This is a genomic window from Collinsella aerofaciens (assembly GCF_040926405.1).
GTDB lineage: Bacteria > Actinomycetota > Coriobacteriia > Coriobacteriales > Coriobacteriaceae > Collinsella.
On record NZ_JBCOIG010000012.1, the window covers coordinates 15,678 to 39,309 of the forward strand.

The window sequence follows — 23,632 nt, forward strand, 5'->3', positions numbered from 1 at the left end:
ACTTAGGCTTGAGGGTCGTTCGCCGGCGCCTATTCGCGCTTGTTTGCCGACGTCGCGACCATCAGAAGCCCCTAGGACTCTTGCGGCAGACGCTTCTTGCCCTTGCGGGCGCGGTTTTTAAAGTTCTCGACGGCCTCTTCCATGCCGAGGGGCACATAGGTAAGCTCATCGAGGTTATCGGGCAGGTAGCAGGCAAGGCTTTGCTCCTGCGCTCGGCCTGCTGCGAGTTGCTCTTCGGTAGGCTTCTCGCCGGGTGTGGCACAAATGCCGTAGGCGACAGCACCCATCTCGCGCGTGCGGCACTCGTACTCGGTCTCGGGATGCTCGGGATGGTCGCGGCGGACGTCGTCACTAACCCAAAGCGTGCCGTAGCCGGCCGCGGCAAACTGCCCCAGGGCGTAGTCGCGCAATGGCTTGCTGTCGGTTCGCAGCGTGACGGTGGCGCCGGCTGAAAAGAGCGGGCGATAGAGCATCAGATGGTCGACATGGACGAGTCGTTTTTTGGCGTACTTGGCCTTGGGCTGCGGCGTGGGAAAGTTAACGGTGATGGCATCGAGCTCGCCTGCGGCAAACAGCTGCGGCAGCGATGTGGCGCCTCGGGGCAGGACGAGTGCGTTGGTCAGTTCCTGCTCGCAGATTTTCTGTGCGGCATAGGCGATGCAGATGGGCTCCTGGTCCATACCGACAAAGAGCGTGTTCGGCTCGCGGGTGGCGCGCTCTACCAGGTACGTTCCCTTGCCACAGCCAAGATCCAGGTGAAGGTGTTCGAAGGGCTTGCTGCCAACTGGCGCGCAGGCCTCGCGCCAATCCCCGGCATATGCCTCGGGGTTCGTCTCAATCGCATCGGCGTAGCGCTCCAAGCGCTCCTCGAGCACAAAGTTCTTAGGCGTGCGAACGTGGACGGCTCCCATGAGGCTCCTTGGTCATAAGTATGGAACGCATAACTGCGCGTTCCGTCAATGGGTTGAAAAAAGGTGGGCATAGTTTGCCCGAAAGATGCGGTGCGGCTCGGCGGCGAGTCGTCGGTGCCTACAGACGCTTGAGAATCACATAGCGGTTGAGCTCGCCGCTACGACCGTCAGCATGGAAACGCTCAAGCTCGCGCACGGGGACCTCGCCGCTCTTGTAGAACGTACGCACGCCGCGCACCAGGTCGGTGATCTGCTGATCGTCAAAGTGATGACAATAGCGGTAGGCGTGGCGGTCGTTTTGCCAGCCAATGAGGTGGTCGCCGGCTTCAAACTGCACGGAATCGTAACCCTCAAACGGCGGGGTGAGCTCGGCGCGGGCTTCGGCTCGAACGGCCTTGCGCGCCATGCGCTCGTCGTTCATAAACTCCCAAAAGCTGATGGCGATGATGCCGCCTGGGCGCGTTTGCCGCACCAGGGCGTCGAGCACGCGTACGCGGTACTCGCACGACGGCACGTGGTGCATAAAGCCAAAGCAGACCGAGATATCGGCGAGCGGGGCGTCGAAAAGCACGTTGGGCGTCTCGGCGGGGTTGAGCTTCATGAGGGCGTCGAGCACGTCGAGTTCCTGGAAGTGCAGGTTGGGAATGCGCAGGGCGTGACCGTGCGCATCGATAGCCAAATCCTGACACGAGTCAACACCATAGAACTCAAACGGGCAGCTGGCATCTGCCGAGGGGTTTGCGCCGTCGACGCCCTTGGCGGCAAGTGCGCCGCCGGCGGCAAAGTTCTCGAATCGCATATTGCCGCAGGCAAGATCGAAGACGCGGACGGGATGCTCGATCGTGGCGACGTCGAGCTGTTCGAGCGCGATATCCATGGTGCGCACCCAGCCGGGCCACGGGGCCTGGCGCGTATCGGAAAAGGAAGCGGAGTGCTCGCGATAGAACGTATTGTTGAGCTGGATGAGCGATGAGGCGAAATCGCGGTTCACGGCGCGGAACTCCCTCCGTTGGCGGTGCGGAATAAACAGTACGACCATACTACCGTTAACGCCGCAACGGGGACAACCGAGCCGTGGGTCATTGCTTTGTTTGGACACATTTCCGCAGCTCATATGTGCCCGCAACCGCCGGTTGTCAAAAATCTCACTAGAATAGGTGGCATGCTTTTGGCGGTGGCGGATAGATTTTTAACTGTGCAAGGCGCCTTAAGAACAAAAACGGTCCGGCGGCACGGCTGGCATCACAAAGGAGGAACCATGAATGTAGAAACTGCGCAGCGGCTCGCCGACCTTCGCCGCAGCAAGGGCTTTAGCCAAGAAGGGCTGGCGCGAAAGCTGGGGCTGTCGCGCCAGGCGGTCAGTAAATGGGAGCGTGCGGAGAGCTCGCCCGATACCGAGAACCTGATCTCGCTCGCCAAGCTCTATGGTGTGAGTCTGGACGAGCTGCTCAATCCGAGCGATGAGATTGAGGACGATATCGAGTTTGAGAACGAGGACCGCGCTCGTCAGCGCGAGGCCGAGGCGGCAGAGCGCGCACGCACCCATGAGGCGGCGGCGCGCGCTACCGAGGCGGCAACGCAGGCGAGTGATGCTGCGGCCAAGGCGGCGCAAGCGGCAAGCTGGAGTGCGCAGGCCGCCAATGCCGCTACGGCGCAGGCGACGAGTGGCACCGCGGTTGGCTCGACTCCGGTGAAGGGCCCGTTCCAGTCGTTCCCGTATTGGGCCGTATGCTGGCTGCTGTTCTTTTTGCTGATGTTCCTGTTTGGTGCCGGCCCCTTTGCCGCGCTGATCTTCTTTACGATTCCCATCTATCACTGGGTAGCGCGTGCGCTCGATGGTGATTGGGCGCGCGGGGATATTCAGGTTGGTCCGGCACCGGCGGTCGCTAGGGCTCAGAATGTTTCCGCTCCGGTTGATACTGACGTGGCTACCGCGACTACCGCTGAGCCGATTGCCAAAGAGGGTGGTGAATGATGAAGCTTTCGCATGAATCCAAGGTGCGCTTGGGCATTGGCATAGGAGCGTTTGCGCTCATCATCGGACTTGTCTTTGGCACTTCGCGGCTATTGGCTCATTCCGATATGGTGCGTACGACCGGTATTCTATCTGGCCATTTGTCTGATTTTGGCGATATGTTTGACGATGACGATCTCTTGGACGACGGCAGCTATTCCGCTCGGCCTCAGCAACTTTCGAGCATGACTTTTGATGCCGATGAGTTCCGCTACCTCGATTTCGATATCAATGCGGCTTCGGTGGACGTCAAGGTTGTTGATGGCAACAAGGCTCGCGTTATCGAGCGGGGGCGCGTTGCCAAGGGTATGGATGCCTCCAAGGCCGCGACGCAAAACATCGCATCCGTCGAGGACTCGACGCTCAAGGTTTCCCAGTTTGGAAGTGATGACGGTAAGGCAATTGACCGCTCGGTTACGGTCGAGCTGCCGCGCCGTGTTGCCGAACATCTGAAGGGAGTCAACGCGCACGTGGGCTCGGGTGATCTGCAGATTGTCGGTGTCATCTGTGATGGTTTCGACCTTTTCCTGGGTGCGGGAGATGTAGAGTTTACGGGCAGCGTGACTGATGCGCTCAGCGCTGAGGTCGGTTCGGGCGATGTGACGTTCGAGCTCTATCAGGCCCCCGCGAAGTCGATGGACGTGAGTGTGGGCTCGGGCGATGTGGAGATGACGGTTCCGAACTCTACGGGCTTTAAGGCGAGCCTCACCTTGGGCAGCGGCGACTTCGAGAGCGATTTCCTTCCGCTTGGCTACGATGGCGAGACCATTTTGAATCTTGAATTCGATAACGGGGATAAGTCTGCTACGTATCGTTTTGAGGTCGGTTCGGGCGACATGTCGTTTGATTCGGAGTAGTGAGGCAGACGAAAGCCTAGGCGAAGATATAGACGCGCTGTTTGATGAAGGCACCGAAGCCGAGAACGGCTCCGGCGCCTTTGCCTTTACAATGGGGGCATGGAACAGATTATCTTGAACATACTCGAGGCCCTGCGTCATGGCGAGAACGTGGACGACAAAGCGCTCGTCAAACTGATACATGCCGAGGCGCGCCGTGAGGGTGCCGACAAACGCGATTTGGCCAAGCGCCGTCTGCTGCCGTTTTACCAGCGGGTAAAACGTGAGGAGCCGGCTCGTTGGGCTGGGTGGAATGTCGATGCCGAGCTGGAACGTCGACTGCTGCAGGTGCTGCGTATGAAGCCTCGTCGCACGGCCTCGGGCGTGGCGACCATTACCGTCATCACCAAGCCCTGGCCGTGCTCGGGCGATTGCCTGTTTTGCCCCAACGATCTGCGCATGCCTAAAAGCTATCTGCATGCCGAGCCGGCGTGCGCCCGTGCGGAGCAAAACTGCTTCGACCCGTATCTGCAGGTGAGTGCCCGTTTGACGGCGCTTTCTCAAATGGGGCATGCGACCGATAAGATCGAGCTCATTGTGCTTGGCGGTACCTGGAGCGACTATCCGCAAGGGTATCAGGCATGGTTTATGTCGGAGCTCTTCCGTGCGCTCAATGACGATGCCGTGGCTGGTGTGGCGGCTAATCCCATGTTGGCGCGTCCGGGCATCAGCCGTGCCGAGGCGGGGCGCCTGCTCGATGACGCGCCCGCCGATGCGCTGCCGCCGGTGGTAGCGGAGCGCCGCGAGCGCTATCGGGCTGCCGGTATTGCGACCGACGAGGCCGAGCTCGCTACCGGCGTTGCCGACGAGCAAGGGCGTGTGGATGCTGCCGTGGGTGGCTATAACCGCGCGATGCGTCGTCTGTACGGTCCCGGTACGCCGTGGGGCCAGGTCGCCGAGTGGCAGACGGCCACGATGGAGGAGCTTGAACGTCAGCAGCGCATCAACGAGACGGCGAAGCATCGCGTGGTGGGCCTCGTTATCGAGACGCGTCCCGATGCCGTGACGCCACAGGCCCTCACGCTCATCCGCCGCCTGGGCTGCACCAAGATCCAGATGGGCATCCAGAGCCTCGACCAGCACCTGCTCGATATCAACGAGCGTCGCATTTCGGTGGCGCAGATTGAGCGGGCGTTTTCGCTTGCACGCCTGTTTGGCTTTAAGATCCACGCGCATTTTATGCTCAACTTGCTGGGCGCCACGCCCGAGGGGGACAAGCGTGACTACGAGTGCTTTATGACCGAGGGGGCCTTTATGCCCGACGAGGTCAAGGTCTACCCGTGTGCGCTCATCGAGGGCTCGCGTCTGGTGGGTTGCTATGAGCGCGGCGAGTGGCGTCCCTATACCGAGGAAGAGCTGCTCGATGTGCTGGCCGACGACATCGTGGTGACACCGGCGTTCTGCCGCATCAGTCGCATGATCCGCGACTTTAGCTCCGACGACATCATGGTGGGCAACAAGAAGCCCAACCTGCGCCAGCTCGTTGAGAACCGCCTGGCTGCTCGGGGTGATGGTGCGACGGTGCGTGAGATTCGCTATCGCGAGATCAGCACGGCGGGTGCCGACCTGGACGAGTTGACCCTTGACGAAGAAGTGGCGTACGAGACGCCGGTGACGCGCGAGCGCTTTTTGCAGTGGGTGACGCCGCAGGGCAAGATCGCGGGCTTTTTGCGGTTGTCGCTGCCCGATCGCGCTTTTGTTGCCGCACATGCGGACGAGTTGCCGACGATGCCGGACGAGGCGATGATTCGCGAGGTACACGTGTATGGCATGGCGGCGCGCGTGGGGGATCAAGGCCAGGCGGCCCAGCACCATGGATTGGGACGGTCGCTGGTGGAGCGTGCGTGCCATATTGCTCGGGACGCGGGCTATGCGCGCATCAACGTGATTAGCGCGATTGGCACACGCGAGTACTATCGCCATCTTGGATTTTATGACCATGGCCTTTATCTGCAAAAGGAGCTCTAGATGAACAAGCCGAGTGTTTCTGCCGGCGTCGTTGCCGGCGTTGCTCTGGGAGCCGCGGCGCTTGGTGCGGCTGCTGTCGCTGTTCGTGCTGCCTGTCTGCAGGTTGCGCGAACCCGCAATGGGTTGGCGCGTGTGAAACGCGTGCACAATGAGAGCGACGATGAGATTCGCGTCTTGGTGCAAGGCGGCGTCTACCAAAGCGCAAGCTACGTTGGCGAGCGTTGGGCGGAGCCGGTCTTTGCGTACTATCGCGCATTTGACGATGTGTTTGAGGCCGAGGACGCAATGCGTGATGCTTGCGGGCATGGTATCGACCGCATGCTTATGCTGGGCGGCGGCGGGTTTGCTTATCCTAAGTTCGCCCTGATGTCACACGCGGGCTTGCGCATGGACGTCATCGAGTATGACGGAGAGATTACGCGCCTGGCGCGCCGCTGGTTCTACCTGGACGAGCTGGAGCGCGCGGTGGGCGACCGCTTGCGGGTGATTACCGCTGAGGCTCGCTCGTATCTGGGTGTGACGAGCGTGGGCCATCGTCGCTACGATGTGGTCGTGAGTGATTGCTTTGGCGGTGCCGAGCCCGTACGCGAGCTGGCGACGGTTGAGGCGTTGCGTTTGGTGCGAGGCAGCCTGAACCCTGGGGGTATCTACGTTGCCAATATCGTGAGCGCGAACGAGGGGAGCGACGTGACGTTCCTGCGCGATTGCGCCGCCACGGCGCTCGAGGTGTTCGCCCACGCCTGGGTGGTCCCATGTGGCGATATGGAGTTCGGCGGCGAGGAGAACTACCTGCTCATCGCCAGCGACGGCGACTACGCCTTTGCCGAAGCCGTGCCCTTCGACGCTGAGTTCCTCGGCACCGTCCTTCACGACAAGTAAATCTCCCCGTCCCAAAAAGACTGGTCTTAGGCGTGGTCGCGCCAGCTGAGGACGCGCTGCTTCATACCCTCGATGTCGAGCACGCCTTCGGCAAAGCCCTTGCGCACGAGCTCTTCGGGAACGAACTCATCGTAACGATCAAAGTAAGGCACCTCGCCGGGATAGACGAGCTCGATGGGATCGAAGTCCTTCTCGGCCTCGGCGGCGAGCACCTCAAAGAACGTCTCCTCGTCGGCCTTCATCTTAAACTGCATAAAGTACGGGCGCGACGGATCGAGTCCGCGAAGGCCAAGCTCCGCGGCGCATTTAATCTTGAGCATGCGCTCGAGCGCCAAAAAGGCGTAGCTGCCCAACCAGGGGAAGAGCACCCAGGTGTCGCCACCCAGGTTGATGAGCGGCTTAGTTCCCGCGCCCGAAATCTCGGCGGTATGACGAGCCTGCGCCAAGCGAGCCCGTGCGTTACCCATAAGGTACGGATATGCTGCGTGCTCAGTGAGCGCTTGGCGCATGCGCTCGAGTACATGTGTGTTGATGTCACCGGGGCAGTCGCCAAAGTAGGCCGGCACACGGCCCTTGACCTGCGTGGCAAAGACGGTGTGACGCTTCCAGTCCACTTCTTCGACAATCCAGCAATGTCCGGCGATGGCGATGCGCTCACCGGGCGGTGGCGGGTTGACAATCGTGCCCAGCTCGGCCGATTCACTGCGAACGGTAAACTCCTCGTTTTCCTGGAACACAGCGTAGAACTTAAAGTTGTTAATGATGCGCTCGCCCGCGAGGCCCACGATCAGCCCGCCGCCCTCGGTGACCTGGATGTGGTCGATCTTGATGAGGTGGCGCAGCAGTACGCGATAGTCATCGGCTGAGACGCGGTGGAAATAACTGAGCGTGAGCACGCGTTGGGCAAGTTCGGCCGGCGTGAGCTCTCCGGTGCTGGCAAGCGTCGACATGGTCTGGTGATAGAGCAGACTGTAGGGGAGTCGATCGAGCTCGGGCGGCTCGACCCACTTCTCCTCGCGATAGAGTTGTACGAGCGCGATGCCCTGCAGGAGCTTCCACGGAATGGTCTCGGGCATCATCGTGCGCGGCTCGGGCTCTTCCTCGCGCATGACAAACCACATCTCGGGCGGAAGATCGCGGCGTCCCGTGCGCCCCATGCGCTGCAAAAAGGAGCTGACGGTAAACGGTGCATCGATCTGGAACGCGCGCTCCAGGCGACCGATGTCAATGCCGAGCTCCAGCGTGGAGGTGGTGACGGTTGTCTGTGCCTGTTCCTCGTCGCGCATGAGCTCCTCGGCGGTCTCGCGTAGCGATGCCGAGAGGTTGCCATGATGGATAAGGAAGCGGTCGGGCTCGTGCCGGCTTTCGCAGTAGCTGCGCAGCATGGAGCATACGGCCTCTGCCTCCTCGCGCGAGTTGGCAAAGACCAGGCACTTGCGGCCGCGGGTATGTTCAAAGATGTAGCTCATGCCGGGGTCGGCGTTGTCGGGTGCGGTGTCGGTGGGGTTGAGCAGTGCCTGTTCGGTTGCCTGCGGGATGTCGACTTCGCCCTCGGGGGCTGAGGAAGTGCGACTGTCCTTGGGGGCAGCCTTGCCCCGTGCCTGCTCGCGACGTTGGCGGCGTTCCTCCTGTGGGAGTTGCCCGCTAGGGCGCATGCCTTGGGTGCTGACGGGCAGTGCCGCGGGTGGTGCCGTCTCAATGCGCTCGCATGCGAGCACCTCAGCTTCCTGCGGACCTGTGCTCTCGAATCCTCGCTGCTGTGCCTGGGGACCCGAGTTGTAGAAGTGCTCCATGGAGATGCGCCACACGCGGCGCGGTTCCTCAAAACGGGGGATAACGCAGTCGCGTCCCGTTCCCTGTGAGAGAAAGGCACCCGTGCGTTCGGGGTCGCCGATGGTGGCCGAAAGGCCAATGCGACGGGGCTGCACGCCTGCCATGCGTGAGAGACGCTCGATAAGGCAGAGCGTCTGCCCGCCGCGGTCACCGCGCATGAGCGAGTGGACCTCGTCGATGACCACATAGCGCAGGTCGCAGAACATACGCGGGATTGCCATGTGCTTGTGGATCAGGAGTGCCTCGAGTGATTCGGGCGTAATCTGTAGGATACCGCTCGGCTTTTTGATGAGCTTTGCCTTGTGCGACTGCGAGACATCGCCGTGCCAGTGCCAGACGGGGATATCGGCCTCTTCGCACAGATCGTTGAGACGAACGAACTGGTCGTTGATGAGTGCCTTGAGGGGGCCAATATAGAGGGCGCCCACGCTCGCGGGCGGGTTCTCCCAAAACTCGGTCAGGATGGGAAAGAAGGCCGCCTCAGTTTTGCCTGATGCCGTGGATGCCGTCAGGAGCACATTGTCTTGCGTGTTGAAGATGGCATCTGCCGCCGCAACCTGGATGGAGCGCAGACTCTCCCAATCGTGGGAGTAAATGAAATCCTGGATAAACGGGGCATATCGGTCAAAAGCGTTCATGGGACCTCCTCTCATCAACGGGTCGATCAACGCAACGGGCAACGGCTCGATATCTTGCAACATCGGCGTTTGCCCAGATAAAACCTACCAAAATAAACCTGTCCCTTTTTGGCAGGCTAGATGGTGAATTCGGCGAAGTTGCGGTCGCCGTCTGCGGTGCCGGTGTCGCCTGTTGCGGCTGCCGGTGCCAACGCGTCGCCGCCGACGCTTTGCAGCAACTCGGCCACGTTGGCATCGGGGTTTTGACACAGGATATCGAGCAGCTCGATAAAGTCACGGATGACCTCACGCGGCGTCAAGTGCGTATCGGCTCCCACGCGGCCAAACTCAATCTTGAGGAAGTCCACCAAGTCGTTCTCGGTAAGCGTGGGCGTCCAGCCAAAGTAGCCGGCATGGATCTGCATGAGCTTTTCGATGAGCACCAGCAGCTCCTCGTAGGTGAGCGGCTGCAGGCGGATGATGGGCGCGAGCATGTCTTTGAGGTCATCGCGCGCAAAACGGCCCTGAGCGAGACGGCTCCGAAGGGCCTCGTAGGAAAAGACGCCGCGGCGGCGGTCTTCGATGGAGGTTGGCGTGCCGCCCATGATCATGCCCAGGTACTGCGCTTTGCCCTGGAGCGTGTCGTTGTACATGGTCAGGATCTTCTCGTAGTTATATTGGCGCGTGATCGCGTTGGGAATCTTGTACAGATTCACGAGCTCGTCGATGAGCACCAGCATGCCCTTGTAGCCGCTGCAGACCAAAAAGCGCGCAATGAGCTTAACGTAGTCGTACCAGTCGTCATCGCTGATGATGGTCGAGGAGCCTAGCTCGGCTCGCGCTTCGCTCTTGGTGCGGTATTCGCCGCGAATCCATTTGGTCACCCGACTCATAGCTTCTTCGTCGCCCTCGGATACTGCCGTGCGGTAGCGGCGGAGCATGCGGACGAAGTCGAAGCCGTGGACCATCTCTTCGAGTGGAGCGAGTTGGGCATTAACGGCAGTCTCGTCGGCGTCGGCACACGAGGCGACCCAGCGATCCAGGATAAGGTTGAGCGCGCCGCCCTCGGGGCGCGTCTTGGTCGATATGTTGCGGATGAGCTCGCGATAGGTAGCGAGGCCCTGGCCCTGGCCGCCCTGTAGGCGGCGCTCAGGGGAAAGGTCGGCATCGGCGACCACAAAGCCCTCGCCCATGGCATGCGTTCGGATGGTCTGGAGCAAAAAGCTCTTGCCGGCGCCGTAGCGACCGACTAGGAAACGGAAGCTTGCGCCGCCATCGGCGATGAGGCTCAGGTCGGTGAGCAGAGCACGGATCTCGACCTCTCGCCCCACGGTGATATAGGGAAGGCCGATGCGCGGGACAACGCCGCCCTTGAGCGAGTTGAGAATGACGGCGGCGACGCGCTTGGGCACGCGGGGTGCTGCGGATGCGGTATCACTCATGGTCTAGGTATCCTCTCACGTCTGCTTCGTAGTCCTCAATAATTTGCGGTCCTGCTGAGCCAAATTCAATAACGGTGTCGCCCACCAGGTCAAAGAGCGCCTCGTTGATGCTGTCGACGAGCATGTCCTCGCTCTGCTCCGATTGCACTACCGCCAATGTCGCTTGCGCTGCGTTTTGCTCGAGCAGCGCGCGAAGGAAGGCATCTGCGGCGGGCGCGAGTTCGGTTGCGGTGCCAGCGGGTGCAGTCGATACGACCGCTGGCGTCGGTGCGAGGAGCGGTGCCACGACGCCAAACTGTTCGGTGGAAATGGTTGGCTCGTCGGCTTTGTTGCGCTCCGTAGGCGCCGCGATCGGCTCGGCCATCACGTCGGTCGCAGGCTTGGCTTCCGGTTGCTCGGATTCCGCCGTATCGACCTCTGTGGGCACATCGTCCTCGCGCTCTTCGTCGATTAAAAGTGCTTCGCGCGTTTGCGCAGCGGCGCTCCGAATGTGCCCCAGCTGAGTCAGGTCGATATCGATCTTGACGGGCTGGTGTGCGGCGTCCCACGAAAGCCATGCCACAATCTCGTCATCGATAATCTTGGCCAGATATTTGGGGACCTTTTCTTCCTTAAGGGGATGGGCGGGGTCCAGCGCCAGGCGCAGGCGTTGGTCGCAGGCGCGCATCATTTCACCGAGCTTGCTGCTCTTTTGCCTACTACCATGGATACGCATACATTCCCAAAAGCCGTTTTGGCAACGGTAGATATGGATGGGATCCAGGCGGTATTCGCAGTCCTCGTGGCGCTCGGGCGCAAAGAATACGGCCGAGGCAAACATGGTGTAGGGCATGGCCGTCTCCTCCCCAAACAAGCTCGCTACGATGCCGGTCTTTCGGTGCGTGTCATAGTAGCGCGACATGCGGACATACACGGCGCATGCCACGTGGCGCAGATCGCGGTGGTGGCTGCGGTCGAGCCGCGAGTTACTTAGGTTGTACGTGGAGAGGGCGTTGATGGCGGCCATGAGTCGCTCCTCGCGCACCTCATCGGGCGGAAGGGGGAGCGTGGGCTCGGAGGTTTTGCGACGTTTGGGGGTCTGGTCGGACGGTGCCGGTGCCGGTACAAGGTCTCGTGCCGCGCGCCGCAGCTCGATAAGGGCGTTATCGAACATGACGGTTTTAGAATCACGAAGCAGCTTGGGGTCGAGCCCGTGGAACACGGCGTAGTCCTGCAACCACACGCGTGCAAACCGGTCGATGCCGGGCTCAAAGGCGCGGTAGGCATCCCAAAAGGCCTTGATCTTGTTAAAACCATCGAGCGGATTATCTACGCCGATGCCGCAAATCAGCTCATAGAGATACAGAAAGGCAAAGGACGTAGACGTTTCCTCGACGGTCCCGCGGCGCACTTGGGCGCGCCAGGTAAAGTAGCCGCGCAGCTGTCGGTCGCTCATGGCGTTGTAGGTGGGAAAGTACGACTTAAAGGTGCCGTTGTAGGGACAGTCGTCCTCAAAGTCGGCCATCAGCAGGCCCTGGCGGTAAAAAAGCTCGGCTTCCGAAAGCCAGCGGCCCGCACCGCCCTTGGGGTCATCCTGCCAACGCGATATCTCGCGCATTTTACGGTACTGGTCGGGGAGGAAATTCTGCATCTGTCGGCCGGTTTTGAGAATCGGCTCGTCTGCGTAGATTTCGTTTGAGAAGCGGGTGGACTGATGGGTCCGGGCCTCGGCCATAATGCGCTCGATGAGCATCTTGATGTCCTGGTCGGCCACCGCTTCTCCTCTCCTAACGCAGCTACGGTGACCTCATATCATAGCACAGCATCAAACAGATGTTCGAGATACCGCTGCGTTGATAGATTTAGAACAGGAGGGCGTAGATGACGGCGATGACGACGGAGGGGAGCATATTGGCCGTGCGGAAGGTCTGAGGACGGATGAGGTTGACGCCGACGCAGAAGATGAGCATGGAGCCTACGAGCGAAAGGCTGTCGAGGGCTGCCGTGGTCATGATGGGGGAGAGCGCGCCGGCAAACAACGTGATCGTCCCCTGGAACACGGCGACGGGCAGGGCGGAGAAAATGCAGCCGCGGCCAAGCGACGCCGTCATGGTGCAGACGATGATGCAGTCCAATGCGCCTTTCAAGGCAAGCGTTGACCAGTCACCGAGCAGACCGTCCTGAATCGAGCCCACGATGGCCATGGCGCCGATGCACACCGTGAGCGATGTCGAGACAAAGGCGTTGGTGAACTCGTTGTCACCCTCGCTGCCGGTTTTTCGCTTGAGCCATTCGCCAAGGTTCTCGATGGCGGCTTCCAAGTTGACGGCCTCGCCGATGAGCGAACCGAGCGCAAATGAGACGATGAGCATGGTGGTGCCGGTGGTCGCTAGCGCCTTCCCATCGATAAGGAGCATCTTTTGCATGGTGCCGCCAAGGCCGATAAACAGGACGCACAGCCCCGATGCTTTCATGAGCGTGTCTTGGATGCGCGGTGTGATGAAGCGGCCGCCCGCTAATCCCAAAAGACCGCCCGCAACTAAAAGCACAACGTTGATGATTGTTCCCAAGCCCGGCATGAGCCCTCCTGTATTGATGCCAACGTGGCAATCGTAGCAGAACGAAATGCGAGGCACATCGCGACTCATCTAATACGTTATATAAGTGGTGTTAGGAATGATGTGCAGCATTTAAGCCTCAGGTGGTTGTCGGGACATAGGGATAGTATTCAAAGCGCAGTGTCATAAGCCGCTGCGGGGATTCAATAGCCGCGGCGATGATATTGGCATCGCGGGCACGATCAAACCCTTCGAGTTCGATCTGATACGAGACGTCTTGCATAATGTCCAGACGTCGCCAAGCTAGGAGTGTGTCACCATCGAATTCCAAGGTCTTGCCTCCGTCTGGAGCAACGGCGTATAGACGCAGCTTGGCGGTGGTTGCAGGGTCGACAACCGTGACCTTTTTAATTTCGTTTCGAGTATTCTTGGCGCCCAACAAGGTGAGCAGTGTTGGGGCCACGACCTCGCCCGATGGCAAAAAGACGACTTCGATGGATTCAGGAAATGCGATGATAGCCGACTTGCGGACGGGCTGATTGGCGGCGGCAACTTCGATGTTCGCAGCGTCGATGACCTCCGTGTGGTCGAGCGCGGCAAGCACGCAGCAGTTACCTTCATCGATCTCTTGAGGATCAGCAAGCCCCAGACTGTCCGCGAACTCGGGATCGTTTGGATCGGCAGCGGGCCCATTCGGTGCTTCGAAAGAAGCTGGGACGCTGTTTGTCGGCGACGGCGTGTCGCCCGCACCTGCTTCTTTGTCCGCGCTCTCTTCTTGTATGGTTGCGTTGATGGGTTCGTCGTTTGAGGGGAGCGTCTTGGCGTCAAGCGCGGAAGGAAGAATTCCGATGGCTCCGGATCCGTTCCACTCCATTTCGAGAAGCGCCGGGTCGGCAAGAATGCGTTGCCTGCTTTGCGCGTGGGCATCGATTTCAATAGGGCCTGCCTCTATCCCTCGTGTAAGGCTGAGTGATCCGGCTGGCTTCTCGAAATGAGCGTCTGTGTCTTTGGTGCTGACGGCGTAGAACAGCAGGGACGCTTCTCCCGCCGCGATGGCATCGGTACCGGCTTTGGTCAGCCGCAACGATGCCGTGAATGAGAGGGTGGGCTGCGCATCATCTGCATTCGCGGCGGCGCAGCCCAGACATATACCGCCTCCTTTCTCAAAAAACGTACCGTCGAAGGCGACCTTCGCTCCGTTCGCCGAGTCATCGACCGAAGCGATGTCGATGCGCAGCTCTAAATTGCATGGATCGCCATCCGCATCGAGCACAACCGAGCGCCACGTGCAGACGGCGCACCCCGCCTGGGAGCCGTTTGCCTTGTTCGAACGCTTGATATCCACGACTATCGAGCCGTCCGTATTACGACGAAGGCATCCCGAGGTTGAGATTGCGGCTTGTGCGATCGAAAAACGCTTACACGCAATGGCGCTCGACGGATTTGGTGCGGAGCTTAGAGCTGCTGGTAAGGAGTCTGCCATGACGGGAGTCGCCCAAGCGGCGACGGGCGTTCCGGTTGCGAGCGCGCCGCAGAGTGCGACGACGGGCAAAAGGTTCTTTGATGCCATGGGGTCTCCTTAGCTAATTTAGTGCGGCCTGTCCGTGTTTTGTTTCTGGCTGCGTTTGATGTGCAGACCGAGGCCGGCGGTCCCCGCGCCTGCTGCTGTGGCGCCTGCTGCCAAGAGCCATCGTCTGTCGCCTGTCTGCGCCAACGGTTCCTCGCGGTCGCCGCGGTCGAGCTCCGAGAGGTCGACCGTCACTTGCGTGGCGGCCTGCGCCTGTTCTTGCTGGGCAAAGGCCATGGCTGGCCCAAACGCTAGGATGCTGACGGCGGCGGCCAGGGCGACAGCCTTATGCCGTGTGCGCACCGGGCTCGACCGTCCAGGTGATCGTTGCAACCTGATCGCCTTCGCCGGTTACGCGGAAGATGTCGCGCGTGACGCGGGCGACGTTTCCGCTTGTCTTGAGCTTAATTTTGTCCTTGCCGCCGGCAATGCCCTGGTAGCCCATGTCGAAGGCTGCATTCTTGGAAAGATCGAGGCCCGTCCCCTGCATTGCGGCGCTGGCGTTCTGGAGCGCGCCGTCGGGGCCAACCTTAAAGTCGATGGAGTTCTGTGCGGTTCCGGCTTTGGCGTCGGCAGCAATGGTCCAGGTGTTCATGGCGTCGATCTTCATGTTGGTGACATGGATGCCGTAGGCCGAATGATTGTCGATGGTGGTCGCGTCTTCTGAGGGGCCCTGAAGCGTGCCGTCGGCCTTGGCGACGAAGGGAATAACCGTCGGAACTTTGAACTCAACGTTGTCGATCTCGGTCCTGACCATTACTTTCGTGGTTCCAACGCGCCCGGCTGCCATAGCTGGCGTCGGGGCGGCGCCCATTGCGAGCGCGAGCGCGAGCCCTGCGCCCACGACGAGCGCTCTGGCTCCGTTCATGTTCCTGGTGATGTCCATGGTCGTTCCTTTCTATTCGCCGCGGGCCGTCCCCGCGATGATTGGACGAATGCTGGTGAATTGCGTGCGGTGCCGCGTCGGCCGGAAAAGCTAGTTCTCGGCTTGCTCAACCCGCACCTTGACACGTGTCGGATTGCCGTGGCTGTCGAGGGTCTTGGCATCGAGTGCCTGGATCTCGATGTACGCCTCGCCTTCTTTGATGTCGCCGGCGGGGCACGTTTCGATTGTCTTGCCGGTCTCGACCACACCGGATTCGTACATGGTCTCGTCGTTTTGGATGACGCGGAATCGCTGGGGAAATTTATTGTCTTGGACGTTTTGCACGTTGACGCGCAGCTTGCCGTCCTCCTGCAGCTGAGCGACCGGTGCGACCGAAATCGTCATCATGTTGTCGCGGACGATGGCGTCGAGCTCATCTTGGATTTCCTGACGCGTTTTGCCCTCGGCCGTCGTAACCGAAGCGCCCGCCTCGGGTACGGGCTGCGACTGCCAAGCGTATAGTCCTACGGCGACAAGGGCACAGACGATGGCCAAACAGGCAAGGATGAGCTTCTTGTGACGACCCAGGCCTGCAAAGTGGGGTGGCTTCTTCGCGCTCATGCGGCATCCTTGGCGGTATAGATGCGCGCAAAGGTGGACGGGTTCGCTCCAAAGAGCATGTGAAGCATCAGGCGGCGTGAGTAGACAAGCTCGTCGAAGTCGGGAGGGAGCTCGATGTCGTGGATATGCGCGATGCGGTGGGCGAGCGCCGAGAACGACTCGGGGTCGCAGATCACATCGGTGGTAACGTGGTAGACCGTCGTATCGGGGAATGCCTCTTCGTCGAAAGGCAGGAGATGGGGATCGTCGTCGACTTCGATGACGATGCCGTACTGGGGCCAGTAATATGCCATGGGAACCTCCCTGCTTCTGGGGCCAAAACTTCTGTCGGTTTTGGCTGTCGATGCCGACGGTATCAGCCACTACTTGACCAATTGCTGACCAAATGCTTGACGGATTGGTGTCTCCGCAGGTAAAAGGCGGCAAAAAATACTCCAACTTTTTTCAAGCGACAATCGCGCGGTCGGCGACGGCGGGGCCATATGTGTCAAAAGCATCGTCTGCCGAGGAAATCAAGCCGCTCGCCGAATTGCACGAACGTAAAAATCGCCAATTATGGAGACGGTCTCGAACACGTCGACGAAACGATGCGGTAACATCTCCCTGCAAACACTGTAGTTAGCTAAAGGGGGAGTTCGCGTGTCTGCAACCATCAAACCCTTCACCGACGAGTTCGAAGAGTATGGTCGCGATGAGTCTCGCGCATCGGGCGAGGCCTCGAGCATCTCGTTTCCGACAACGGAAGACGAGGTCCGTGCCATTTTGGAAAAGCTCCATGCCGAGCGTGTCCCGGTAACGGTTCAGGGCGCCCGAACCGGCCTTGCCGCCGGTGCCGTGCCCCACGGCGGGCATATCCTCAATACTTCCCGTATGAATCGCTACTTGGGCCTTCGCCGCGATGAACAAGGCCAATTTCTGCTGCGCGTGGAGCCGGGCGTTGTGCTCTCGGAGCTGCGCAAGCAGCTGAGCAAGAAGGTGCTGCCGACTGCTGGTTGGGACCAGGCATCGCTTGAGGCCTACGAGGAGTTCCAAGAGGCCCCCGAGCAGTTCTTTCCCACCGATCCCACCGAGGCATCTGCCTGTCTGGGCGGCATGGCGGCATGTAACGCCTCTGGTGCCCGCAGCTACGCCTACGGTCCCATGCGCCCACATATCACGGGACTCCACGTCGCGCTGGCTGATGGCGATTTGCTTGAGCTTCAGCGCGGCGAGGCTTTTGCCCAGGGCCGCCACCTGTCGCTCGTGACGGCAGTGGGCCGTACGCTCGAGCTCGATCTTCCCGGCTATACCATGCCCAAGACAAAAAATGCCTCAGGCTATTTCGTTGCGGACGAAATGGACGCCATCGACCTCTTTATCGGTGCTTGCGGCACGCTCGGCGTTATCACCGAGCTCGAGATTGCCCTGCAGGCGGCGCCTGCGGTCGTTTGGGGTGTGAGCTGCTTTTTCAATAGCGAAGACAAGGCCGTGTCCTTTACCGATTCCATGCGTCCCGTCCTGTCCCATGCGGCTGCCATCGAGTACTTCGACGCTGGCGCCCTGGATATTCTACGTCGCCAGCGCGAGCAGTCGACGGCGTTTGCCTCGCTGCCGGCGCTCGACAAAGAGGCCAAGGTCTGTGTCTACGTGGAGCTCGACTGCGATGACGAGGCCCAGGCGACCGAGGAACTGTACCACCTGGGATGGGTGCTCGAGTTTGCGGGTGGCCGCGACGATGCGACATGGGTCGCGCGCACCGAGGTTGATCGCGAGTGCCAGCGGTTCTTCCGCCATGCGGTCCCCGAGAGCGTCAACATGCTTATCGACGAGCGTCGCCGCACGGATCCCACCATCACCAAACTGGGTTCGGACATGTCGGTGCCCAATGCACGCCTTGCCGATGTCGTGGCCCTCTATCGCCGCACACTGGCCGAAAGCGGGCTTGAATCTGCTGCCTGGGGGCACATCGGTAACAACCATCTGCATGTGAACATCCTGCCGCGCGATGCGCAGGACTACCGTCGCGGTGGCGAGCTGTTTGCCCAGTGGGCTGCGGAGGTAACGGCTATGGGCGGTGCCGTTTCTGCCGAGCACGGCGTCGGCAAGATCAAGGCGGGCTTCTTAGAGACGATGTACGGTCACGAGGCCATGGTCGAGTCGGCGCGGCTCAAGCTCCAGCTCGATCCCGACGGGCAGCTGGGTCGCGGCAACCTGTTTTCGGAGAAGCTCTTGGATGAGCTCGTCCAGAAAGGGGGCGCGTGAAGATGAGCGATTTCCATATGGTGGTGTGCGTCAAGGCCGTGCCGGGCAGCACCGAGGTCAAGATGGACCCCAAGACCAATACCATCGTGCGCGATGGCAAGCAGGCGGTCATTAATCCCTTTGATGCGAGCGCTTTGGAATGCGCGCTGGCGCTGAAGGACGACTTTATCGGCTTTGGCATGGATGTGCGCGTGACGGTGGTGTCGATGGGCATCCCCGCGACCGAGTCGCTGCTGCGCGACTGCATCGCCCGAGGCGCCGACGACGCGCTGCTGCTGACCGATCGCGCCTTTGCAGGTGCCGATACCCTGGCGACCACCTATGCTCTCAAATGCGGCATCGAGGCGCTCGACGAGGACTTCGACCTGCTCATCTGCGGCAAGATGGCGGTGGATGGCGATACGGCCCAGATTGGTCCCGAGCTTGCCGGTGCCTTTGAGATTCCCTGCGTGACCGACGTGAGTTGCGTGCAGAGCGCGGGCTTTACGACCTGTGGCTCGCTGGCGCTCATTCACGGATGCGATGCCGGCGAGGAGACGGTGTATCTTGAGATGCCGTGCGCGATGACGACTGCCAAGGAGATTGGCCAGTTGCGTATGCCGAGTATTGCCGGTATTCGCGCGGCGGAGGAGGCGGACGTGCGCGTGGTCAGTGCCGCCGACGTGAACGCCGACCCCGCGCGTTGCGGTCTTGCCGGGTCGCCGACACAGGTCGTGCGCTCGTTTGTGCCCGACCGTGACCAAACGTGCGAGGCCGTTGAGGGAACGGCGTCCGAGCAGGCGGTAAAACTTGCCAAGATTATCGAGGGGATGGCATAGATGAGCGGACTGATTATCGATAGCGAAGCCTGTGTCGGCTGCGGTCGCTGCGTTCGCGCCTGTGCCTCGGGCGGCATCGTAGTGGAAGGCGAATGACCCAGCCGATGCGCCCGCGTAACCGACGGCTGCATCCTATGCGGTGGGTGCGTCGACGCCTGCCCTGTCAACGCTATCTCGATCGAGCGTGACGAGACCGCCGGCGCGGTTGACCTCGATGCGTATCGAGACATTTGGGTATTCGTGCAGACCGACGAGCACGATACGGTGACTCCCGTTGCCTATGAGCTTATGGGCAAGGGCCGCGAGCTTGCCGATGCTCGTGGCTGCCGTCTGGTGGCACTGGCCGGCATGGGCCCCGAGGGTTCTCTCGGTGACCTGGAGCATCTGGTTTGCGCGGGCGCCGACGAAGTCCTGGCCTGTCGCGACGAGCGCCTGCGCCAAAACGATGCGGAGGTCTACGCCAGCTTGATCTGCGATTTGGTAGCCGAACGCAAACCCGAGGCCATCCTATACGGTGCGACCGCTTTTGGCCGCGAACTGGCACCCGGCGTTGCCGTGCGTTTGCAGACGGGCCTTACGGCTGACTGCACCGTACTTTCGATGGATACGGAGACGGGACTGCTGCAACAGACGCGTCCGGCGTTTGGCGGCAACCTGATGGCCACCATTGTCTGCCCCAATCATCGTCCCCAGATGGCAACGGTGCGCCCCGGTATCTTTAAGGCTCCCGACTTCGACTACGGCCGTTCCGGCACGATCACCCAGGTGATGCTTGCGGAAGACGCCAGGGCTCGTGTCGAGATTTCGATTCCCGCCGAGGAGTGGGGGCAGCAGGCTTCGATCGCCGATGCCGAGCGCCTGGTCGTGGTGGGTCGCGGCATTGGTTCCAAGAAAAACCTGCCACTGATGCGAAGGCTTGCCGAGGCCCTGGGAGCCGAGCTTGGTTGCACGCGACCTGTCGTGGAGGCCGGCTGGTTGGAGTATCGCCATCAGATTGGCCAGACCGGCGTATCGGTTTCGCCCAAGCTTCTCGTGAGTATCGGTGTTTCGGGCGCCATCCAGCATCTTGCCGGCATCGGTGGGGCGGAGTGCATTATCGCCATCAACGAGGACCCGGATGCCCCCATTTTTGGTGCTGCCCAGTACGAGGTTGTTGGGGATGCCGTCGAGGTCGTCGAGGAGCTGCTGGCCCAGCTTGAGCGCTAGGCGCGCGCCAGCCAGTCGCGCATCTCGTCCTTTAGGCGGCTCCAGGTTGCCTGCGTGGCGGGGTCGGTAAAGGGCCGCGTGATGCCAAAGGGCGCGTCGAGCAGGCGGTGGATATCGCCCTGTTCGCGCGCCAGCGCGCGGCTTGCTGGATAGACGAGCTCAAACATAAAGCAGATGAGTCCCACCAAGAAGTCGGCGGGCTCGTTGCGTTCATCGCGTGCGACGCAGCGGTGCTCGTCAAAGGCGGCAAGTATCGGCGACGAGAAACGGCTGCCGAGAAACGTCTTCTCGTCCACCTTGAGGATGGTGTCGACGGTGCTGTCGGCGATGGTGCGCATAATGTCGATCTTGTCACCATCGCGCACGATATCGCAGAAGCTTCGCGTGCGCACGTCGAGCTGCGCGGGTAGACGGAAATCGCTGTGATAGGCAATGCTCGCTCGGATGAGCTCATCTTCTGCCGGGTCATCGATAAAGTCGCGGATGCTCGTTACGGCGGGTGCATCGGCGGGATTCTCGCCAAAGAGGACCTCGATGCCCAGCGCCGCATGGCTCATGCTCTCGGCGTCCTTAAAGGTGTCCCAGCGTCTCAGCTGCTCAAAGCGGCCCATATCGTGTAGCAGGCCGCAAAGCCATGCCAGGTCAATATCTTCTGACGACCAGCCCTGCTCGCGCGCTACGGCATCGCATGCCTCGGCCACGTGGTACGTATGCTCGATTTTGAGCGCGATGCGTGGGTTGGTGGCGTCGTAGGCATCGGTGTAGCTTTTGAAGGCCGCGCGCGCCCGGTCTCGATCGATAGCTGTCATAATGACTTCCTAAAAAGTTGTGTCTTTCGATCCGGTGGCAATTGTAGGTGAACTCGGTTGCTGCCGGATGATGATTCTGCCGTGTCGCTACATGCGGCTCGGAGACCTTGTCAGGATGAGAAACGTATGGTGCTCAAAATCGTTAGAACCGTCTGGCCGGTGATGCTTACCTATGTTGCAATAGGCGCGCCGTGCGGAATGATCATGGGGCAGACGGGAATGGAGCCCTGGATGGTCTTTGCTCTAAGCAGTACGTTTGTGACGGGCAGCGGCCAGTTTATGATCTGCAACCTGTGGCTGGCGGGTGTGCCTGCAGCATCGATCGTCGCGAGCGTTGCCGCCATCTCCTCGCGTTTTGCGCTTTACTCGGCATCGATCGCACCGCATCTGAGGGGTGCCTCGAAGCGTCAGACGCTGGCTGTTGCCGCGACACTTACCGAGGAGGCATATGGCATCTCGCTTGCCAAGTTGGTTGAAGGGGAGGATTGGGGCCCGCGCGAGTCCTTTGTGCTCAACGTGATCCTCATCGCAACATGGGGCGTTTCGTGTACGATGGGCGCCATCGTCGGCGCCGTTGTCGATGTTCCCACCGCTATTGCGGGTTTTGTCTGCACATCGCTCTTTATCTGCCTGCTCTTTTCGCAGCGACTGTCGCGCGGCAATATCGTAGCTGCCGTTTTGGCTGCGGTGTCCGTCGCCATATGCAAGCTCTTGGGGTGGACGAATATCGCCGTGCCGGTAAGCGTGCTCGTCGGCGTTGTCGCGGCGCTTGCGTGCGATGCTCTCGCCGAAGGAAGGGGCGCTTGCGATGCCCGTTAATGAGTTTTTGGTCCTGTGGCTGTCGTCATGGGCGGCTATCGCATTTTTCCGCATTGCCCCGGCGTTTGCTTTGCGCGGGAGAACGCTGTCGCCCCGCGTTACCGAGGCCTTGGGTTATATCCCGCCCGCCGCCTTCGCGGCACTGGTTGCTAACGATTTGATAAGCCCTGGCGCTTTTGACGCCGGCTTGTGGCAGGGCTTGATTCCCTGGATTGCGGCTGCCGGCGTCGTGGCGGTGGCAATCAAGACAAAGTCGATGCTATGGTGCTGTGTTTCGGGCATCGTGCTCTATATCGTTTTGAGCCTCGTATAAGAGCAGGACGCGTTTTCATTCCGGCCAACGAATCCAATTTCCCACCGAGGCGGTCTGCTTCTTCTGGTACCATGGTCAAACTTTACTGTAGCAAAGCGTGACGTGGGCTTTTGTTCTGCGTCAGCGGAAAAGGGGGTTTCATGGCACAGGGAGCGACCGCCAACGAGCAAAAGAAATTCAAGGTACCGCGCACCCCGGGTGACATCATGATCTACCCGATGATCGTCGGCCTTTTGCTCAATACCTTCTGCCCACAGGTCTTTGAGATCGGCGGCTTCTTTACGGCAGCCTGCCGCGGCGGCTCCAACACCATCGTTGCCGCGATCTTGCTGTTTGTGGGCGCCGGCATCAGCTTTAAGTCCACACCGGGTGCCATCAAGACCGGCATCGTCGTGCTGATTCCTAAGCTTGTGGTGGCAGCCGCGCTGGGCCTGGGCGTTGCGTATTTCTTTAACGACAACCTTTTGGGCCTGAGCTCGGTCTCAATCATCGGCGGCATTACGTTTTGCAACATGGCGCTCTACACGGGTATCATGGGCGAGTTCGGCGACGAGTCCGAGCAGGGCGCTGTCGGTATCCTGTTCTTTACGGCCGGCCCCGCCGTCACGATGATCATCCTTGGTGTTTCGGGTCTCGCCAACATCCCCGTCGGCACCATCATCGGATCCATCCTGCCGCTTGTTATCGGCATGGTCCTGGGCAACTTGTTCCCGTTTATCAAGAACCTGTTGGTTCCCGGCGCCAATCCCGCGATCGCTGTAATTGGTTTTCAGCTCGGTGCGTCCATGAGCCTTTCGAGCTTCATCGCCGGTGGCATTTCGGGCATCCTGCTGGGCCTCATCACACTCTTTATCGTCGGTCCCATTACCTTTGCCTTCGAGCGCCTGTGTGGCGGCAATGGTAAGGCGGCTGTGGCATGTTCCACCATTGCCGGCACGGCCATGACCACGCCGGTCGCCCTCGCCGAGGTCGCTCCGCGCTATGCCGAGCTTGCGCCCACCGCGTATGCGCAGATCGCCACTGCCGTCATCATCACGGCAATCATGGCCCCGATTCTGACCGGCTGGGTCGATAAGAAGTTCTGCCAGGGCAAGGAAGACCTGTCGCCTGCCGGTGTCGAGGCCATCGAAGAGGCTGTCGCGACCGACATCGATGGCGAGTAGCAATCGATACCCATCAATGATTCCGGCGTGCAACTCGCGCCGTTTGAGCGCCCGAACGAGAGCTGTCTTGCAGTGACGTTCGGGCGCTCTGCTATTATTCCCCTTACCCCTGC

At 60.6% G+C, this 23,632-nt stretch carries 23 protein-coding genes; 11 read left to right on the forward strand and 12 right to left on the reverse strand.

From position 1 onward, the window contains the following. Positions 1 to 71: 71 nt before the first annotated feature. Positions 72 to 911, reverse strand: a complete 840-nt coding sequence (trmB, locus tag AB5758_RS05705) for a tRNA (guanine(46)-N(7))-methyltransferase TrmB (RefSeq protein ID WP_368141080.1) — start codon at positions 909 to 911, stop codon at positions 72 to 74. 118 nt (positions 912 to 1,029) lie between these two features. Further along, positions 1,030 to 1,950: a class I SAM-dependent methyltransferase gene (locus AB5758_RS05710; protein WP_368155431.1), complete on the reverse strand. Its 921-nt coding sequence runs from the start codon at positions 1,948 to 1,950 to the stop codon at positions 1,030 to 1,032. A gap of 219 nt (positions 1,951 to 2,169) precedes the next feature. Between AB5758_RS05710 and AB5758_RS05715 the strand changes: the two genes are divergently transcribed. The 4 genes from AB5758_RS05715 to AB5758_RS05730 all read left to right on the forward strand — a co-directional run bounded on the left by AB5758_RS05715 (position 2,170) and on the right by AB5758_RS05730 (position 6,668). Then, the gene (locus tag AB5758_RS05715; protein WP_196032178.1) at positions 2,170 to 2,886 is read left to right on the forward strand and encodes a helix-turn-helix domain-containing protein; all 717 of its coding nucleotides are present in this window, start codon (positions 2,170 to 2,172) and stop codon (positions 2,884 to 2,886) included. After that, positions 2,886 to 3,782 carry a DUF4097 family beta strand repeat-containing protein gene (locus AB5758_RS05720; RefSeq protein ID WP_368141082.1) on the forward strand — a complete coding sequence of 299 codons (897 nt, stop codon included), beginning with the start codon at positions 2,886 to 2,888 and terminating at the stop codon, positions 3,780 to 3,782. The genes AB5758_RS05715 and AB5758_RS05720 overlap by 1 nt, the downstream gene beginning before the upstream one ends. Before the next feature lie 99 nt (positions 3,783 to 3,881). Further along, positions 3,882 to 5,789, forward strand: coding sequence for an elongator complex protein 3 (locus AB5758_RS05725; protein WP_368141083.1), 1,908 nt, complete (start codon positions 3,882 to 3,884; stop codon positions 5,787 to 5,789). Next, positions 5,790 to 6,668 (forward strand): spermidine synthase, encoded by an 879-nt coding sequence (locus tag AB5758_RS05730; RefSeq protein WP_368152546.1) that lies wholly within the window; start codon positions 5,790 to 5,792, stop codon positions 6,666 to 6,668. 26 nt (positions 6,669 to 6,694) lie between these two features. On the opposite strand, the gene AB5758_RS05735 is transcribed toward AB5758_RS05730, so the two are convergent. The 9 genes from AB5758_RS05735 to AB5758_RS05775 form a co-directional block, all read right to left on the reverse strand. After that, positions 6,695 to 9,139, reverse strand: a complete 2,445-nt coding sequence (locus AB5758_RS05735; protein WP_368141085.1) for a DEAD/DEAH box helicase — start codon at positions 9,137 to 9,139, stop codon at positions 6,695 to 6,697. Between the two features lie 116 nt (positions 9,140 to 9,255). Beyond that, complete coding sequence (locus tag AB5758_RS05740) at positions 9,256 to 10,560, reverse strand: ATP-binding protein (RefSeq protein WP_368141086.1); 1,305 nt, start codon at positions 10,558 to 10,560, stop codon at positions 9,256 to 9,258. Further along, a complete protein-coding gene (locus tag AB5758_RS05745) occupies positions 10,553 to 12,313 on the reverse strand; it encodes a TerB N-terminal domain-containing protein (protein WP_368141087.1) in 1,761 nt (586 codons plus the stop codon). Before AB5758_RS05745 ends, AB5758_RS05740 begins: the two co-directional genes overlap by 8 nt. Before the next feature lie 88 nt (positions 12,314 to 12,401). Next, entirely contained in the window at positions 12,402 to 13,187 is a 786-nt protein-coding gene (locus AB5758_RS05750; protein ID WP_346973581.1) for a DUF554 domain-containing protein, read from the reverse strand. A gap of 49 nt (positions 13,188 to 13,236) precedes the next feature. Next, positions 13,237 to 14,667, reverse strand: a complete 1,431-nt coding sequence (locus AB5758_RS05755) for a hypothetical protein (RefSeq protein WP_368141088.1) — start codon at positions 14,665 to 14,667, stop codon at positions 13,237 to 13,239. An 18-nt stretch (positions 14,668 to 14,685) separates the two neighbouring features. Beyond that, a complete protein-coding gene (locus AB5758_RS05760) occupies positions 14,686 to 14,901 on the reverse strand; it encodes a hypothetical protein (protein WP_006234463.1) in 216 nt (71 codons plus the stop codon). Between the two features lie 49 nt (positions 14,902 to 14,950). Then, positions 14,951 to 15,550, reverse strand: a complete 600-nt coding sequence (locus AB5758_RS05765) for a hypothetical protein (protein ID WP_148332562.1) — start codon at positions 15,548 to 15,550, stop codon at positions 14,951 to 14,953. A 90-nt stretch (positions 15,551 to 15,640) separates the two neighbouring features. Continuing rightward, positions 15,641 to 16,150 carry a hypothetical protein gene (locus AB5758_RS05770; RefSeq protein ID WP_148332564.1) on the reverse strand — a complete coding sequence of 170 codons (510 nt, stop codon included), beginning with the start codon at positions 16,148 to 16,150 and terminating at the stop codon, positions 15,641 to 15,643. Next, a complete protein-coding gene (locus tag AB5758_RS05775) occupies positions 16,147 to 16,443 on the reverse strand; it encodes a hypothetical protein (RefSeq protein WP_148332566.1) in 297 nt (98 codons plus the stop codon). Before AB5758_RS05775 ends, AB5758_RS05770 begins: the two co-directional genes overlap by 4 nt. Before the next feature lie 346 nt (positions 16,444 to 16,789). On the opposite strand from AB5758_RS05775, the gene AB5758_RS05780 reads away from it, so the two are divergent. The 4 genes from AB5758_RS05780 to AB5758_RS05800 all read left to right on the forward strand — a co-directional run bounded on the left by AB5758_RS05780 (position 16,790) and on the right by AB5758_RS05800 (position 20,415). Beyond that, entirely contained in the window at positions 16,790 to 18,391 is a 1,602-nt protein-coding gene (locus AB5758_RS05780) for an FAD-binding oxidoreductase (RefSeq protein ID WP_161115343.1), read from the forward strand. A gap of 2 nt (positions 18,392 to 18,393) precedes the next feature. Beyond that, a complete protein-coding gene (locus AB5758_RS05785; protein ID WP_055310559.1) occupies positions 18,394 to 19,209 on the forward strand; it encodes an electron transfer flavoprotein subunit beta/FixA family protein in 816 nt (271 codons plus the stop codon). After that, on the forward strand, positions 19,210 to 19,305 hold the full coding sequence (locus tag AB5758_RS05790; protein ID WP_368141089.1) for a 4Fe-4S binding protein: 96 nt from the start codon (positions 19,210 to 19,212) through the stop codon (positions 19,303 to 19,305). It begins immediately after the preceding gene. A 144-nt stretch (positions 19,306 to 19,449) separates the two neighbouring features. After that, entirely contained in the window at positions 19,450 to 20,415 is a 966-nt protein-coding gene (locus tag AB5758_RS05800) for an electron transfer flavoprotein subunit alpha/FixB family protein (RefSeq protein ID WP_368141090.1), read from the forward strand. Here AB5758_RS05800 and AB5758_RS05805 read toward each other — a convergent pair. Then, a complete protein-coding gene (locus AB5758_RS05805) occupies positions 20,412 to 21,224 on the reverse strand; it encodes an HD domain-containing protein (protein ID WP_368141091.1) in 813 nt (270 codons plus the stop codon). The two genes, AB5758_RS05800 and AB5758_RS05805, sit on opposite strands and share 4 nt — an antisense overlap. 162 nt (positions 21,225 to 21,386) lie before the next feature. Here AB5758_RS05805 and AB5758_RS05810 point away from each other — a divergent pair, with 162 nt between their 5' ends. From AB5758_RS05810 to AB5758_RS05820, 3 genes are all read left to right on the forward strand, one after another. Next, the gene (locus AB5758_RS05810) at positions 21,387 to 22,043 is read left to right on the forward strand and encodes an AzlC family ABC transporter permease (RefSeq protein ID WP_368141123.1); all 657 of its coding nucleotides are present in this window, start codon (positions 21,387 to 21,389) and stop codon (positions 22,041 to 22,043) included. After that, a complete protein-coding gene (locus tag AB5758_RS05815) occupies positions 22,003 to 22,356 on the forward strand; it encodes an AzlD domain-containing protein (RefSeq protein WP_368155432.1) in 354 nt (117 codons plus the stop codon). The genes AB5758_RS05810 and AB5758_RS05815 overlap by 41 nt, the downstream gene beginning before the upstream one ends. Positions 22,357 to 22,496: 140 nt before the next feature. Further along, positions 22,497 to 23,519, forward strand: coding sequence for a 2-keto-3-deoxygluconate permease (locus tag AB5758_RS05820; protein WP_225093340.1), 1,023 nt, complete (start codon positions 22,497 to 22,499; stop codon positions 23,517 to 23,519). Positions 23,520 to 23,632: the final 113 nt, after the last annotated feature.

What these genes read in the sequence shown, in the direction of transcription:
- AB5758_RS05760 (WP_006234463.1), bottom strand. Translation starts at nt 14,901, where the DNA reads ATGGCCTTTGCCCAGCAAGAACAGGCGCAGGCCGCCACGCAAGTGACG.
- AB5758_RS05725 (WP_368141083.1), top strand. Translation starts at nt 3,882, where the DNA reads ATGGAACAGATTATCTTGAACATACTCGAGGCCCTGCGTCATGGCGAG.
- AB5758_RS05770 (WP_148332564.1), bottom strand. Translation starts at nt 16,150, where the DNA reads ATGAGCGCGAAGAAGCCACCCCACTTTGCAGGCCTGGGTCGTCACAAG.
- AB5758_RS05805 (WP_368141091.1), bottom strand. Translation starts at nt 21,224, where the DNA reads ATGACAGCTATCGATCGAGACCGGGCGCGCGCGGCCTTCAAAAGCTAC.
- AB5758_RS05720 (WP_368141082.1), top strand. Translation starts at nt 2,886, where the DNA reads ATGAAGCTTTCGCATGAATCCAAGGTGCGCTTGGGCATTGGCATAGGA.
- AB5758_RS05730 (WP_368152546.1), top strand. Translation starts at nt 5,790, where the DNA reads ATGAACAAGCCGAGTGTTTCTGCCGGCGTCGTTGCCGGCGTTGCTCTG.
- AB5758_RS05790 (WP_368141089.1), top strand. Translation starts at nt 19,210, where the DNA reads ATGAGCGGACTGATTATCGATAGCGAAGCCTGTGTCGGCTGCGGTCGC.
- AB5758_RS05810 (WP_368141123.1), top strand. Translation starts at nt 21,387, where the DNA reads ATGCTTACCTATGTTGCAATAGGCGCGCCGTGCGGAATGATCATGGGG.
- AB5758_RS05755 (WP_368141088.1), bottom strand. Translation starts at nt 14,667, where the DNA reads ATGGCATCAAAGAACCTTTTGCCCGTCGTCGCACTCTGCGGCGCGCTC.
- AB5758_RS05765 (WP_148332562.1), bottom strand. Translation starts at nt 15,550, where the DNA reads ATGGACATCACCAGGAACATGAACGGAGCCAGAGCGCTCGTCGTGGGC.
- AB5758_RS05735 (WP_368141085.1), bottom strand. Translation starts at nt 9,139, where the DNA reads ATGAACGCTTTTGACCGATATGCCCCGTTTATCCAGGATTTCATTTAC.
- AB5758_RS05715 (WP_196032178.1), top strand. Translation starts at nt 2,170, where the DNA reads ATGAATGTAGAAACTGCGCAGCGGCTCGCCGACCTTCGCCGCAGCAAG.
- AB5758_RS05785 (WP_055310559.1), top strand. Translation starts at nt 18,394, where the DNA reads ATGAGCGATTTCCATATGGTGGTGTGCGTCAAGGCCGTGCCGGGCAGC.
- AB5758_RS05775 (WP_148332566.1), bottom strand. Translation starts at nt 16,443, where the DNA reads ATGGCATATTACTGGCCCCAGTACGGCATCGTCATCGAAGTCGACGAC.
- AB5758_RS05710 (WP_368155431.1), bottom strand. Translation starts at nt 1,950, where the DNA reads ATGGTCGTACTGTTTATTCCGCACCGCCAACGGAGGGAGTTCCGCGCC.
- trmB (WP_368141080.1), bottom strand. Translation starts at nt 911, where the DNA reads ATGGGAGCCGTCCACGTTCGCACGCCTAAGAACTTTGTGCTCGAGGAG.
- AB5758_RS05815 (WP_368155432.1), top strand. Translation starts at nt 22,003, where the DNA reads ATGCTCTCGCCGAAGGAAGGGGCGCTTGCGATGCCCGTTAATGAGTTT.
- AB5758_RS05740 (WP_368141086.1), bottom strand. Translation starts at nt 10,560, where the DNA reads ATGAGTGATACCGCATCCGCAGCACCCCGCGTGCCCAAGCGCGTCGCC.
- AB5758_RS05750 (WP_346973581.1), bottom strand. Translation starts at nt 13,187, where the DNA reads ATGAGTCGCGATGTGCCTCGCATTTCGTTCTGCTACGATTGCCACGTT.
- AB5758_RS05820 (WP_225093340.1), top strand. Translation starts at nt 22,497, where the DNA reads ATGGCACAGGGAGCGACCGCCAACGAGCAAAAGAAATTCAAGGTACCG.